Here is a 13,025-nt window from a genome sequence, read left to right as displayed (position 1 = left end):
AGTCGTCCACGTTCAGGGTACGCAGTACCTTTACGACTGACACTGAGTGCCATACCCTGATGCCCGTGCACGGTGGCACGACGGACCGCGCACGAGCGGGCGCGGTGAGCCGCGCACGCGGGATTTCCGGCCGAGCGCAGGGAGTTGACCAGCGTGTACCACCACTCAGGAAGCCTCGCGCAGCAGACCACGGGCTTCGCGGCGGGGACTCTCGACCCGCAGGCCCCGGAGGGGGAGGCGATCCTCTTCCAGCGCTGCGACTGGTGCGGGACCGCGATGTACCACCGTCTGCTGTGCCCGGTCTGCCAGGGCAGCGATCTGCGCACCGAGCGCAGCACGGGCACCGGCACGGTCCGGCACACCACGGTGGTGCACCGCAACTCGCCCGCCGCGCGCAATGTGTCGCTGATCGAGATGGCGGAGGGGTTCGTCGTCCGCGGCCGGGTGATCGGGCCGCCCATCGGCATCCACAGCGGCGACCGGGTACGGCTGTCCACGGCGAAGGACCCGGTCCGCGGTGAGCCCGTCTTCCAGTTGGTGGACGAGCCCTACCGGGCCTGGACCTGATGCCCCCTCAGCCGCCGGAGGTCAAGGTGATCCTGATGCCGACCGTGCCGTCGGCCCCGCGCCGCAGCCTGCTGCCGAGCAGAACGAGCCGGCCCATGACGCCGTACTTGCGCGCGAGCAGCCGCCGATAGCGGGCAGTGGTCTCCGCGTCGCAGATCTCCGCGGTCGCCGGGGCCTGCTCGCCCTTCGGGTTGCCGCGCACATCGCACGCGCCGACCAGCACGTCGGCACGGTTGCGGATCCGCTTGACCTTCCAGGAGTCGCTGACCGTCCACGCGCCCAGGGCGTCGCCGTCCCCCACCACCCACACCGGTGTGGCCACCGACGTGCCGTTCTTCCGATAGCTGGTGATCAGCAGGTACTGGCCCTCGGCCAGGCGGGCGGTCGTGGTGTCCATGGCGGGCAGTGTAGACGGGCGGGGTGGTGGTGGGGCCGCGGGCGCGGCCGGGCTCAGCGCACCGCGCTCGCCATCCTCCGTACCGCCTCCCCCAGCACCTCCGGCGAGGTCGCCAGATTGAGCCGTACGTGTCCCGCGCCGCCCGTGCCGAACGGGATGCCGGAGCTGAGGGCCACCCTGCCGCGCTCCAGGAAGACCTCGGCGGGATCGTCGCCGAGGCCCAGCGCCCGGCAGTCCAGCCACGCCAGATACGTGGCCCGGCCCGGCCGGTACCGCACCTCGGGCACCTCCTCGGCCAGCAGGGCGGCGAGCAGCCGGCGGTTGTCGTCCAGACCGGTCAGCAGGGCGTCCAGCCAGGCGGTGCCGTCGCGCAGCGCGGCGGTGTGCGCGATGACCCCGAGGTGGCTCGGCCCATGGCTCACCTCCTCGGGCAGCCGGGCCAGATCGGCGGCGGCACCCGGCCCGGCGAGCGCGAGGGCGGCCTTCAGTCCGGCGAGGTTCCACGCCTTGGAGGCGGACATCAACGACAGCCCGCGTTCGGCGCCCGGCACGCTCAGATACGGCACGAAGTCCGTGCCGCCCGCCACGACCGGGGCGTGGATCTCGTCGGCGACCACCCGCACCCCGTACCGCTCGGCGAGCGCGGCGACGGCGGAGAGTTCGGCGGCGGTGTGCACGGTCCCGGTCGGGTTGTGCGGGCTGCACAGCAGATAGGCGGCGCGTGCCCCGCCCACGACGGCCTGCTGAAACGCTTCTTCCAGGACGCCGAGGTCGATCCGCAGTCCCTCCCCCGCCCCCTCCCCCTCCCCCAACGGGGCCTCGACGATCCGCCGGTCCATGTGCTGCACGAACTGGTAGAACGGCGGGTACACCGGGGGGTTGACCACCACCGCGTCCCCCGGGCCGGTCACCAGCCTGAGCATCTCGACCACGCCCAGCATCACATCGGGCACGATCGCGCTGCGCTCGACCGCGAGTCCGTCCCAGCCCCACCGCTTCTCCGCGAACGCGCCGAGCGCCCGCGCGTACGCGCTCCCCGCCGGATATCCGGTGTCGCCGAGCGCGAGGGCGTCGGTGAGCGCGCGGACGACGGGTTCGGCGAGCGGCACGTCCATCTCGGCCACCCACAGCGGCAGCACATCCTCCGGGTAGGTGCGCCATTTCATGCTCGTACGACATCGGAGCCGGTCCAGGGTGAGGGCGCGCAAGGGGTTCGGCTCACCGGACGGTGCGTGCGGGTTCCTGGTCATGAGGCCCAAGATAGGCGGCCGACCCGCCACCCGGAACGGGACGCAGGGGGCGAACGGGGCGGGAGCGCGGTCGGCCGGTCCGGGGCGTCTGAACGTCCTCGCCCGATGCCGCGTATGGAGGGAGGGCACTCGCCTCGCACGGCGTGCCTCGCGCGGCCGGTGCCGCGCGGTCGGGAGCGGGAGCGGGAGCGGGAGCCACGGATGAGGCACGCACGACGACGGATCACCCGCCGGGCGGCACGGCTGACGGCCGTCGGCGGACTCCTTCTCGGAGGAGCGATGATCACTCAGGCCGTGGCGGGCGAGCCGCCCGGCGCCGCGGCCCGCGACACCACGGTGGCCGGCACCGGCGCGGCCCTCGTGGAGCGGCTCGGCACCGACCGTACGGCGGGCGACTGGGTCGGCGCCGATGGTCGGCCCGTGGTCGCGGTCACGGACGAACGGGCCGCCGCCGAGGTGCGCCGCGCGGGCGCCGAGCCCCGGCGGGTGCGGCACAGCAGCCGGGACCTCGCCTCGGCCGTGACCGCGCTGCGCGAGGCACCCCGGGTGCCCGGTACGGCGTGGTCGGTGGACCGGCGCGGCAACGCGGTGGTGGTCCGCGGTGACCGTACGGTCTCCCGCGCCGACTGGGCACGGCTGACCGAGGTCGCCGAGAGGGCCGGCGGCTCCGTACGGATGGAACGGGTGGAGGGCGTCTACACCACCCGGCTGAACGGCGCCCGGCCGATCGTGTCCACGACGGGGCGCTGCTCGGCCGGGTTCAATGTGACCGACGGCGACCGGGACTTCATCCTGACGGCGGGGCACTGCGGGCCGGTCGGGTCGGAGTGGTCCGCGGAGGGTGCGGGTGCCGGGGGCGGCGGGCCGATCGGCCGGACCGTGCGCGGCAGCTTCCCGGGGGACGACTACTCGCTGGTCGCGTACGCCGACGGCAGGGCGGGCGACGGCGCGGAGGTGGTCGCGGTGGGCGGCGGCCGGGGCGTACGCATCACCGGCGTGGCCGATCCGGCCGTGGGCCAGCGGGTGTTCCGCAGCGGCAGTACGACCGGGCTGCGCGACGGCCGGGTCACCGCGCTGGACGCCACGGTCAACTACCCCGAGGGCACGGTCACCGGGCTGATCGAGACGGATGTGTGCGCGGAGCCCGGTGACAGCGGCGGCCCGTTGTTCTCCGAGGGCGTCGCGCTGGGCATCACCTCGGGCGGCGACGGTGACTGCGCCGCGGGCGGTACGACGTTCTTCGAGCCGCTGACGCGGGCGCTGGAGGAACTGGGCGTACGGCTCATCGCGGCGCCGCCGGCACCGGGTGGGGAGCGGGGCGCGGGCTCCGCGGGGGCCCAGGGCTCCGCAGGGGCTCAGGGTTCGACGGCTCCGGGCTCGACGGCTCCCGGTCCGGCGGCTCCCGGCGCCCCGGCGGCGTCGCTGCCGGACCGGTTGACGGATCCGCGGAACGTGGGCCCGGGGCTGCTGATCATCGCGGGCAGTCTGGTGGCTCTGGCGGCCACCCGGTACCTCCGTACGGAACAGGACCGCAAGACGTACCGCCGCCGCTACGCGGCGACCTGGGGATGACGGGGGGAGACAGCCGGGCGCTGCGAGGCACCCGGCGGCGTACGGCAGAGGTCTTCCGAAGAAGCGGGTCCGGCCGAGGTCTCCGAAGAAAGGGCTCCCTCGCGGGAGCCCGGGCGGGTCGCGAAAGCGGCGCTCAGGCCGCGTTCGACGACTGAGGGGGCGCGGTCGCCCACTCCATGACGAGCCGCTGGTACTCCTCGCGCTGCTCGACGCTCAGTGTCCCGCCCGACCGGCGCCAGAGCGCCCGGATCTCCTCGTTGACCTCGGCAGCCGATCGCTCGGAGACGGGTTCAACACTGGTGGACATGCTGTGAAGCATACGGTGCCGAACGTGAAGGCCATGTGAGCAATCACCCATCATTCGGGCATATCGGACCGTGTTGCTGATCACGTCCATCTGGTCGGAAGCCGTGCGGAATTCAACATTCCCCCTCCCGTGTCGGCTCCGCGGGCGGACCGGCTCAGGTGCCGGGCTTACGGCCGTACACGTACACGTCGTCGCCCTTCTTCAGCAGCGACCAGTACTTCTTCGCCGCGGTCTTGGTCATGTTGACGCAGCCGTGCGAACCGGGCGGGTTCCACATGCTGACCCCGACGGAGTGGAACGCCTGACCGCCGTCGAAGAACTGGGCGTAGGGCATCGGCACGTCGTAGATGGAGGAGACGTGGTCGATGTTGCGCCAGTAGACCTTCTTCAGGCCGGTACGGGTCTCGTAGCCGTCGCGGCCGGTGCGCACCGGGACGGGGCCGTAGACGAGCCGCTCGCCGTCCTGGATCCAGCTGATCTGCAGGCTCAGGTTCACACAGGCGATCCGGCCCTTGTTCACCGGGCACTTGCCCGCCTTGTTCGGCTTGTTGCCCACGGCCTTCTGCTTGTTCATCAGATCCATGACGCCCCAGGTCACCGATCCCGCGTAACCGATGTTCGGGCGGATGCCGTGCTTGTTCTGGAACGCCTGGATGGCCTTGCAGTCCTTCGTCGACTGCTTGCCGTCGACCGGCCGGCCGAGGAACTTCTCGACCTGCTTCTGGTACGGCCCCACCGAGGTCGTACAGCTCGCGGCCTGCGCCGGAGCTGCCCCCAACCCGACGACGAGCGGTGCCACCAGCGCCGTCGCCCCGATGGCTATGGCGCCTCGTCTGCGCATGTCCCCCATACCCCCACCTTTCAACCGCTCTGCGCGCACATCGCGCGATTCTGCCCAGCTAGACAGGTGCTGGGCCCGTTCGGTTGTAGCAGGGCGGGCCCTGAGACGGAACGGTGACATTTGAGCCGCCGGCCCCGCGCCACCCGGCCCCGGGGAGCGTCGGTCAGTCCCGCTCCCGTCCCCTCCACACCGAGCGGAACCCCGAGTCCACGGCGGTCAGTCCGCCGTCGACCACCAGGGAGGTGCCGGTGATCCAGGCGGCGTCGCGGGAGGCGAGGAAGGCGATGGCGGCGGCGATGTCCTCCGGTTCCCCGACGCGGCCGAGCGGATAGAGGGGGCCCGCGGAGTCGAGCTTGCCGCCCCGGCCCTCCCACGCGGTGGTCCGTACGGTGCCCGGTACCACCAGATTGACCCGTACGCCCCGGTCGGCGGCGTGACCGGCCAGCGTGCGGGTCAGGGAGGCGAGTCCGGCCTTGGCGGCGCTGTAGGCGTGGTTGCCGAAGTCGCGCAGCCCGTTGACCGAGCCGACACTGACGATCGCCCCGCGTCCGGAGGCGGCGAGATGCGGCAGCGCGGCACGGCTGCACCGGTAGGCGCCGGTCAGGGTGATGTCGAGGTCGCGGGCCCAGGACTCGTCCTGGTCGTCCTCGAAGAGGGGGGTGTCCAGGGAGCAGTGGTAGGCGTTGTTGACCAGCACGTCGAGCGAGCCGAACACGTCCACGGCACGGGCGACGGCCGCCCTCACCGACTCCCGGTCCGCCACGTCGCAGCGGAACGCCTCGGCGGTGAGCCCCTGTTCGCGCAGGTCCGCGGCGGTGCGCTCGGCGGCCGGCAGGTCGATGTCGGTGACCAGGACGCCTGCGCCCTCCTGCGCGAACCTGCGGACGGTGGCCGCGCCGATGCCCCGGGCCGCCGCGGTGACAAGAACGCCGTGCTGTTCAAAACGTGTGCTGTCCGTCATCCCGCAGAACCTAGTGCCGCGGAGATCATCCCGACAGATAGCGTGCGCCCATGTCTGAGTTCCTGCGGCAACTCCCCGCACTCATAGGCGTCGTGGTCGGCGCGCTCGGCTCGTACGTGGTGGTCATGCGCGGCGAGCAGGTCCGGTTCCGCCGTGAGCAGGCGGCCCGGTGGGAGGAGCGCCTGCTCGGGGTGTACGCCGACTACGCGCGGGCGCTGAAGCGGTCCGTCACCCTCGCCTACCGGGTGGCCTCGCACCTCGGCAACGACCCGCATCCGCACCCGCTCTCCCCCGAGGAGGCCGAGCCGTTGCTGGCGGAGGCGACGGTGGCCCGCGACCCCTCCGGTGAGGCGCTGCTCCTGCTGGGCAGCCCCGAGGTGGTGGAAAGGGCGCGGGCGTGGGTGGTGGCCGTGATGGACATGGAGGCGTTCCTGCGGGCCGGGACGCGTGACCCGCAGGCGTGGCAGGCGCTGATGCAGCGGCAGCGCGCGGAGCGCGAGGCGTACTACGCGGCCGTGCGCGGCGATCTCGCGCTCCCGCCGGGCCATGGCGGACGCTGGGGGCTGCCGGTCCCCGGGACGGCGGAGCCCCGGCGCTAGGGTCTCAGCCCGGGCCCGGCGTCCCCGGCGTCCCCGGCGTCCTCGGTGTCCTCGGTGTCCCCGGGTCAGCCGCCGCCCGGAAGGCTCACCGGTAGCCGGTGGTGTCCGCGGGCTTGCCCGGGTCCTGGATCTCGACCAGATAGCGCCAGGAGTCGGGGCGGCTGCCGTCCAGGTCGGTGAAGCCGTACTCCTGGGCGAGGCCGCCGCCCGAGAGGGACTGTCCGTTGAACCGGGCCACGTCGGGGTCGGCGGCCAGCGCGGCGACGGCGCGGCCGACGTAGCGCGGGGTCTCGGAGATGGCGAAGTGGGGTTCCTTGGTGAGGGCGTCGCGCCAGTTGTCCTCGCGGACGCCGAAGTGCTCCAGCATGATCTCGGAGCGCAGCCAGCCCGGGGTGAGGGCGACGGCGGTGGCGCCGCGCGGGCCGACCTCGTGGCCGAGTGCGAACGCCATCCGCAGGACGGCGGATTTCGCGAGGTCGTAGAAGAAGCTGACCCGGTAGTGGTCGCGGTTGTACGCGGCGGTGCCGTCGGTCATCTCGACCACGAGCCCGCCGGGCCGGCGCAGCAGCAGGGGCAGGGCGTGGTGGCTGGTGATGGCGTGGGTGTCGACGGCGAGCCGCAGCAGCCGCAGCCCGTTGTCGAGGTCGTGCTCCCAGACGGGGGCTTCCCAATCGAAGAGCTTCTCGCCGCCCCAGATGTCGTTGACCAGGACGTCGAGCCGCCCCTGTTCGTCGTCGACGCGGTCGATCAGCGTCTTGACCTGCGCGGGGTCGAGATGGTCGGTGGGGACCGCGATGCCCCGGCCGCCCGCCTCGGTGACGAGGTCGGCGGTGTCCTCCAGGGTCTCGGGGCGGTCGTACTCGGAGCGGCGGGCGCGGGTGCTGCGGCCGGTGACGTAGACGGTGGCGCCCGCCGCCCCCAGTTCCACGGCGATCCCGCGCCCGGCTCCGCGCGTCGCCCCCGCGACGAGTGCGACCTTGCCCTGCAACGGCTGTGACATGTCCGGCCTCCAGTGCCCGTACGACGGTGTGCGGGACGAGACTTCCGTGGAAGCCGGACATCTTCTGTCAGGATTTCCGGGTGATCACCCGGGCGGCGCAGCTCACCGCCCCGATATCCGCACGGCCGGTCCGGGGCGGGCCCGTCGAGGGTGGTCCGGGTCGGGCCGAACGGTCTGGGCCGGCCGTTCGATCCGAGGCGGGTCCGTCGGGGCGGTCAGGGGCAGTCCCGTCCGGGGCGGGCCGAGGCAGTCCCGTCCGGGGCGGTCCGGGGCGGTCCCGTCCGGGGCGGGCCCGTCGGGGGCGGGCCCGTCCGGGCGGGCCGCTCAGTGGCCGCGTGCGATCCACTCCTCCAGGTGCGGGGCCTCGGCGCCGATGGTCGTCTCGTCGCCGTGTCCGGTGAGGACCCGGGTCCCGGGCGGGAGGGTGAGCAGCCGGTCGCGGATCGAGTCGACGATGGTCGGGAAGTGGGAGTACGACCGCCCGGTGGCGCCGGGACCTCCGGCGAACAGGGTGTCGCCGGTGAAGACCGCGCCGAGGCCGGGGTCGTGGAGGCAGACGGCTCCGGGGGCGTGGCCGGGGGTGTGCAGGACCCTCAGGTCGGCGCCGGCGGCCTCGATCACCTGGCCGTCGGCGAGGTGCGCGTCGGGCTCGCGGTGCGGGTGGGTCAGCTTCCACAGCGGGAGGTCGTCGGGGTGCAGCCAGATGAGGGCCCCGGTGCGTTCGGCGAGCGCGGGGGCGGCGTTCACATGGTCGTTGTGGGCGTGGGTGCAGACGATCGCGGTCAGCCTGCGGTCGCCAACGGCCTCGGCGATGGCGTCGGCGTCATGGGCGGCGTCGATGACCACCACCTCGTGGTCGTCGCCGACCAGCCAGACGTTGTTGTCGACGTCCCAGGTGCCGCCGTCGAGCGTGAACTGCCCGGAGGTGACGACCCGTTCGATGCGGGCGGTCATCAGAGCACCACCACCGAGCGCAGCACGTCGCCGTGGTGCATCCGTTCGAACGCCTGCTCCACCTCGTCCAGCCGGATGGTCTCGGTGACGAACGCCCCGAGGTCAAGGCGGCCCTGGAGGTGCAGGTCGATCAGCATGGGGAAGTCCCGGGAGGGCAGGCAGTCGCCGTACCAGGAGGACTTGAGGGCGCCGCCGCGGCCGAAGAAGTCCAGGAGGGGCAGTTCGAGCTTCATCTCGGGGGTGGGGACCCCGACGAGGACGACCGTGCCGGCCAGGTCACGGGCGTAGAACGCCTGCTTGTACGTCTCGGGGCGGCCGACCGCGTCGATGACGACGTCCGCGCCGAAGCCGCCGGTCAGTTCGCGGATCGCCTCGACCGGGTCCGTCTCCTTGGAGTTCACGGTGTGGGTGGCGCCCATCGCGCGGGCGGTCTCCAGCTTCCGTTCGTCGATGTCCACGGCGATGATCCGGGCGGCCCCGGCCAGCCGGGACCCGGCGATCGCCGCGTCCCCGACCCCGCCGCAGCCGATGACGGCGACGGAGTCGCCCCGGCCGACCTCGCCGGTGTTGATGGCGGCGCCGATGCCGGCCATCACCCCGCAGCCGAGCAGTCCGGCGACGGCGGGTGACACGGCGGGGTCGACCTTGGTGCACTGCCCGGCCGCGACCAGTGTCTTCTCGGCGAAGGCGCCGATGCCGAGGGCCGGGGAGAGTTCCGTGCCGTCGGTGAGGGTCATCCTCTGGCGGGCGTTGTGGGTGTCGAAGCAGTACCAGGGGCGTCCGCGCAGACAGGCCCGGCAGCGCCCGCACACCGCGCGCCAGTTGAGGACGACGAAGTCGCCGGGGGCCACGTCCGTGACGTCGTCGCCGACGGACTCCACGACGCCGGCGGCCTCGTGCCCGAGCAGGAACGGGAAGTCGTCGTTGATGCCGCCCTGCTTGTAGTGCAGGTCGGTGTGGCAGACCCCGCACGCCTGGATGCGTACGACGGCCTCGCCCGGGCCGGGGTCGGGCACCACGATCGTCTCGATCCTGACCGGCTCGTTCTTGCCCGGAGCGATCACTCCGCGCACTTCCTGCGCCATGGCGCTGTCCCCTTCCATCGGTCCCGCCGCCGACCCTACGCGTGATCGTCCGGCAGCGGCAGCACCGGTCGGGCGACGCCCGGTCCCCGTCGGTCGGCAGGGGCGCCCTTGAATACCCCCCGGGGTACTCTGCTACCGTGCGAATATACCCCCAGGGGTACTTTCACCACGGGTTTCCCTGACATCACCCTCGGTGGGTGAGGAGAGCGGAAGGAGTGCTGCCGTGTACTTCGTCGACACCCTCGACGTGCCCGGTCTGGGCAACCGCGGCTATCTGGCGGGCGGTGCCGACACCGCCGTGGTGGTCGACCCACCGCGCGAACCGGACCGGGTGATCGCCGCCGCGGCCCGCCGGGGTGTGCGCATCACCCATGTCGCCGAGACCCATGTCCACAACGACTACGTCTCCGGCGGCCTGGAGCTGGCCCGGATCACCGGCGCCGCGTATCTGGTGCCCGCGCGGGCACGGGTCTCCTACGCGCGCGTCCCGGTGCGCGACGGGGACCGCACGCCCGTCGACACGGGCCTCGCCCTGCGCGCCCTGGCCACCCCCGGCCACACTCCGCACCACACCTCGTACGTCCTGGAGGACGACGGCACGGCGGTGGCCGTCTTCACCGGCGGTTCCCTGCTCATCGGCACGGTCGGCCGCCCCGACCTGGTGGAGCCCCGGCTGACCCGGCAACTCGCCGAGGCCCAGTACGACTCCGCGCACCGGCTGGCCACCGCGCTTCCGGACGCCACTGCGGTGCTGCCCACCCATGGATTCGGCAGCCTCTGTGCCGCCTCCCCGTCCGGCGGGACGGACGGGCCCACCACCATCGGACAGGAGCGCCTCGCCAACGAGGCCCTGGTCAAGGATGTCGACACCTTCGTGGCCGACCTGCTGGCCGGGCTGGACGACATCCCGGCCCACTACGCCCGCATGGGCCCCGTCAACGCCGAGGGGCCGGCCCCCGTGGACCTGACGCCACCGCGCCGCGCGGACGGCCAGGAGATCGCGGCCCGGCTCGCCGCCGGGGAGTGGGTCGTGGATCTGCGGCACCGCGTCGCGTTCGCGCGGGGCCATGTCGCCGGGACGCTGAACTTCGAGGCGGCCGGTCAGTTCGCGGTGCATCTGGCCTGGCTGCTGCCGTGGGGCAAGCCGGTCACGCTGCTCGCCGAGTCGGCCGAACAACTCGCCGCCGTCCAGCGCGAACTGGTCCGGGTCGGCATCGACCGCCCCGCCGCCGCCTCCACCGGCACACCGGCCGACTGGCTGCCGCCGGGCGGGGTGACCCGTACGTTTCCCCGCGCCACGTTCACGGAACTGGCCGGTGCGCTGCGGGCGGACGCCGCCACCGGCGCCCGGCCCAGTGTCGTGGTGCTCGATGTACGACGCGACCGGGAGCGCGCGGACGGGCACATACCGGGCTCGCTGCACCTTCCGTTGCATCAGCTGCGCGACCGGCTCGGGGAGATCCCGGACGGCACGGTGTGGGTGCACTGCGCCGGGGGCACGCGGGCGGCGATCGCGGCGTCGGTCCTCGACGCGGCGGGGCGCGAGGTGGTCGCGGTGGACGACGGCTTCGACGCGGCGCGGGCGGCCGGACTGACCGAGGCGGACCGGGATCCGGCCCGCACCCCGTGAGTACGGTGGTCCTCGCCCTGGTCGCCGGTGCGCTGACCGGGCTGGCGCTCGGGGCGCTGGGCGGCGGCGGCAGTGTGCTATCCGTGCCCGCGCTGATCTACCTCCTGGGCTTCGACCCGGCGGCGGCGACGACGGCCAGCCTCGTCGTGGTCGTCCTCACCTCGCTGACGGCTCTCGTCGGGCACGCGCGCGAGGGGAGGGTCGACTGGCGCACGGGAGCGCTGTTCGCGGTCGCCGGACTGGGGCCGGCCGTCCTCGGCGGGATGCTCTCCGCGCGGCTGCCCGCCGCCCTGCTCACCGGCGCCTTCGCGGTCGTGGCGGCCGTCGCAGCGCTGCGGATGCTGCGGTCCTCCGCGACGGAACCGACCGGGACGACGGTCCGCGCGGGCCGGGTCGCCACGGCCGGGGCCGGACTCGGCGCGGTCACCGGGGTGCTCGGGGTGGGCGGCGGCTTTCTCGCCGTACCGGCGCTGGTGCACACGGTGGGGCTGCGGATGCGGATCGCCGTCGGCACCAGTCTGCTGGTCATCACCGTCAACTCGCTGGTCGCGCTGGTGGGCCGGGCGGGTGCGGAGGTGATAGTCGACTGGGCGCGGGTCGCGCCGTTCGCCGCGGCGGCCGTGCTCGGCGCGTGGGACGGCCGCCGACTGGCGGAGAAGCTGTCCACCGAGGCCCTTCAGCGGATCTTCGCCTGGGCGCTGCTGGGGGTGGCCGTGTTCATGCTGGCCGACGCGGTGCCGCTGTGACGGTGGCAGCGGCGGCGGCGTCTCGTGCGGGGTGGTGCGGGTCAGGCCAGCGAGAGGAACAGCTTCTCCAGCCGGGCCTTCATCTCCTCGGCGCTCTCCCCGTCGCTCCTGCCCTGCTCCAGATCGGTCACGCACTGCTGAAGCCCGGTCGCGATGATCGCGAAGCCGGCCCGGTCCAGGGCACGGGAGGCGGCGGCGAGCTGTGTGATCACATCCTCGCAGTCACGTCCCTCCTCGATCATCCGGATCACTCCGGAGATCTGCCCCTGCGCCCGGCGCAGCCGGTTCAGCACCGACTTGAGCTCATCACCTTCGAACCGAAGCTCCACGATCACTCCTCCATATACCCTTGGGGGTATTTTACCTCCCCCTCGGACCATCCCTCCGCAAGAAGGAACCCATCCCGTCATGAGCACTCACCTCGCCCTCGACGCCGACCAGGCCCACACCCGGCTCGCCGAGCTGACCGTCCTCGACGTCCGCACGCCCGGCGAGTACGCCTCCGGCCATCTGCCCGGCGCCCTCAACGTCCCCCTGGACCAGCTCGACCGCGCGCTCCCCGCGCTTCGCGCGCTCCGTGGCGACCTCCTCGTCGTCTGCGCCTCCGGGGCCCGCTCGGCGAACGCCTGCGCCACCCTGGCCGGAGCGGGCATCCGGGCCATGACCCTGACCGGCGGCACCGCCGACTGGTCCCGGCGCGGCCTCGCGCTCGGCCGCCCCGCCTCGGGCGGTCCCGGGGTGTGGCCCATGGACCGTCAGGTCCGCTTCACCGCCGGCACCCTGGTCCTGGCCGGGCTCGGGCTGAGCCTCGCGCACCCGGCCTGGCTGCTGCTCTCCGCGGGCGTCGCGGGCGGTCTGGTCTTCTCCGCGGTCTCGGGCACCTGCGGCATGGCCGCGCTGCTCTCGAAGCTGCCGCACAACCGGCCGCGCCCCGCCGACCTGGAGGCCACGCTGGAGGCCCTGGCGGCACGCGCGTCGGCGCCGGAGAGCACACGGTGACGCCGGGTACCCGACCGGGCAGGCGGCGCAACGGCCGGCCGCGAGGGCGGGTCCCGGCCGGCGGGCAGAAAGCGACGGCCCGTTGTCAGTGGCTCCCCGTACGCTGACAAGCACCGT

The 13,025-nt window shown here is 73.3% G+C and carries 15 protein-coding genes; 6 read left to right on the top strand and 9 right to left on the bottom strand.

Annotated elements, in window-relative coordinates; genetic code table 11:
* Positions 1 to 153: 153 nt before the first annotated feature.
* Positions 154 to 567, top strand: coding sequence for a Zn-ribbon domain-containing OB-fold protein (locus ACIQNG_RS09955; RefSeq protein ID WP_401431823.1), 414 nt, complete (start codon positions 154 to 156; stop codon positions 565 to 567).
* Between the two features lie 7 nt (positions 568 to 574).
* Here ACIQNG_RS09955 and ACIQNG_RS09950 read toward each other — a convergent pair whose 3' ends face one another.
* Both ACIQNG_RS09950 and ACIQNG_RS09945 read right to left on the bottom strand, forming a co-directional pair.
* Entirely contained in the window at positions 575 to 964 is a 390-nt protein-coding gene (locus tag ACIQNG_RS09950) for a PPOX class F420-dependent oxidoreductase (protein WP_401483715.1), read from the bottom strand.
* A 53-nt stretch (positions 965 to 1,017) separates the two neighbouring features.
* Positions 1,018 to 2,214 carry a MalY/PatB family protein gene (locus ACIQNG_RS09945; RefSeq protein WP_401483713.1) on the bottom strand — a complete coding sequence of 399 codons (1,197 nt, stop codon included), beginning with the start codon at positions 2,212 to 2,214 and terminating at the stop codon, positions 1,018 to 1,020.
* 201 nt (positions 2,215 to 2,415) lie between these two features.
* Here ACIQNG_RS09945 and ACIQNG_RS09940 point away from each other — a divergent pair, with 201 nt between their 5' ends.
* Positions 2,416 to 3,786, top strand: a complete 1,371-nt coding sequence (locus ACIQNG_RS09940) for an alpha-lytic protease prodomain-containing protein (RefSeq protein ID WP_401483711.1) — start codon at positions 2,416 to 2,418, stop codon at positions 3,784 to 3,786.
* A gap of 133 nt (positions 3,787 to 3,919) precedes the next feature.
* On the opposite strand, the gene ACIQNG_RS09935 is transcribed toward ACIQNG_RS09940, so the two are convergent.
* The 3 genes from ACIQNG_RS09935 to ACIQNG_RS09925 all read right to left on the bottom strand — a co-directional run bounded on the left by ACIQNG_RS09935 (position 3,920) and on the right by ACIQNG_RS09925 (position 5,895).
* Positions 3,920 to 4,105: a hypothetical protein gene (locus ACIQNG_RS09935; protein WP_401431811.1), complete on the bottom strand. Its 186-nt coding sequence runs from the start codon at positions 4,103 to 4,105 to the stop codon at positions 3,920 to 3,922.
* Positions 4,106 to 4,247: 142 nt separating this feature from the next.
* Positions 4,248 to 4,943, bottom strand: coding sequence for a L,D-transpeptidase (locus ACIQNG_RS09930; RefSeq protein WP_401431808.1), 696 nt, complete (start codon positions 4,941 to 4,943; stop codon positions 4,248 to 4,250).
* Positions 4,944 to 5,097: 154 nt separating this feature from the next.
* Positions 5,098 to 5,895 carry an SDR family NAD(P)-dependent oxidoreductase gene (locus ACIQNG_RS09925; RefSeq protein WP_401483709.1) on the bottom strand — a complete coding sequence of 266 codons (798 nt, stop codon included), beginning with the start codon at positions 5,893 to 5,895 and terminating at the stop codon, positions 5,098 to 5,100.
* Between the two features lie 50 nt (positions 5,896 to 5,945).
* On the opposite strand from ACIQNG_RS09925, the gene ACIQNG_RS09920 reads away from it, so the two are divergent.
* Positions 5,946 to 6,494, top strand: a complete 549-nt coding sequence (locus ACIQNG_RS09920; RefSeq protein WP_401431802.1) for a hypothetical protein — start codon at positions 5,946 to 5,948, stop codon at positions 6,492 to 6,494.
* A gap of 85 nt (positions 6,495 to 6,579) precedes the next feature.
* Here the strand turns inward: ACIQNG_RS09920 and ACIQNG_RS09915 are convergent, their stop codons facing one another.
* The 3 genes from ACIQNG_RS09915 to ACIQNG_RS09905 form a co-directional block, all read right to left on the bottom strand.
* A complete protein-coding gene (locus tag ACIQNG_RS09915; protein ID WP_401483706.1) occupies positions 6,580 to 7,494 on the bottom strand; it encodes an SDR family oxidoreductase in 915 nt (304 codons plus the stop codon).
* A 324-nt stretch (positions 7,495 to 7,818) separates the two neighbouring features.
* Complete coding sequence (locus tag ACIQNG_RS09910; protein ID WP_401483704.1) at positions 7,819 to 8,448, bottom strand: MBL fold metallo-hydrolase; 630 nt, start codon at positions 8,446 to 8,448, stop codon at positions 7,819 to 7,821.
* Entirely contained in the window at positions 8,448 to 9,533 is a 1,086-nt protein-coding gene (locus tag ACIQNG_RS09905; protein WP_401431793.1) for an S-(hydroxymethyl)mycothiol dehydrogenase, read from the bottom strand. The genes ACIQNG_RS09910 and ACIQNG_RS09905 overlap by 1 nt, the downstream gene beginning before the upstream one ends.
* A 223-nt stretch (positions 9,534 to 9,756) precedes the next feature.
* Here ACIQNG_RS09905 and ACIQNG_RS09900 point away from each other — a divergent pair, with 223 nt between their 5' ends.
* Together ACIQNG_RS09900 and ACIQNG_RS09895 are read left to right on the top strand one after the other, a co-directional pair.
* Positions 9,757 to 11,163, top strand: coding sequence for a rhodanese-like domain-containing protein (locus ACIQNG_RS09900; RefSeq protein ID WP_401483702.1), 1,407 nt, complete (start codon positions 9,757 to 9,759; stop codon positions 11,161 to 11,163).
* Positions 11,160 to 11,909, top strand: a complete 750-nt coding sequence (locus tag ACIQNG_RS09895; RefSeq protein WP_401483700.1) for a sulfite exporter TauE/SafE family protein — start codon at positions 11,160 to 11,162, stop codon at positions 11,907 to 11,909. Before ACIQNG_RS09900 ends, ACIQNG_RS09895 begins: the two co-directional genes overlap by 4 nt.
* 41 nt (positions 11,910 to 11,950) lie before the next feature.
* On the opposite strand, the gene ACIQNG_RS09890 is transcribed toward ACIQNG_RS09895, so the two are convergent.
* Complete coding sequence (locus ACIQNG_RS09890; protein WP_401483698.1) at positions 11,951 to 12,238, bottom strand: metal-sensitive transcriptional regulator; 288 nt, start codon at positions 12,236 to 12,238, stop codon at positions 11,951 to 11,953.
* A gap of 79 nt (positions 12,239 to 12,317) precedes the next feature.
* Between ACIQNG_RS09890 and ACIQNG_RS09885 the strand changes: the two genes are divergently transcribed.
* Positions 12,318 to 12,908 (top strand): rhodanese-like domain-containing protein, encoded by a 591-nt coding sequence (locus ACIQNG_RS09885; protein ID WP_401483696.1) that lies wholly within the window; start codon positions 12,318 to 12,320, stop codon positions 12,906 to 12,908.
* Positions 12,909 to 13,025 lie beyond the last annotated feature (117 nt).

Origin of the sequence: Streptomyces sp. NPDC091377 (assembly GCF_044757045.1) — a bacterium.
GTDB lineage: Bacteria > Actinomycetota > Actinomycetes > Streptomycetales > Streptomycetaceae > Streptomyces.
This window is presented reverse-complemented; position numbering and strand designations above follow the sequence as displayed.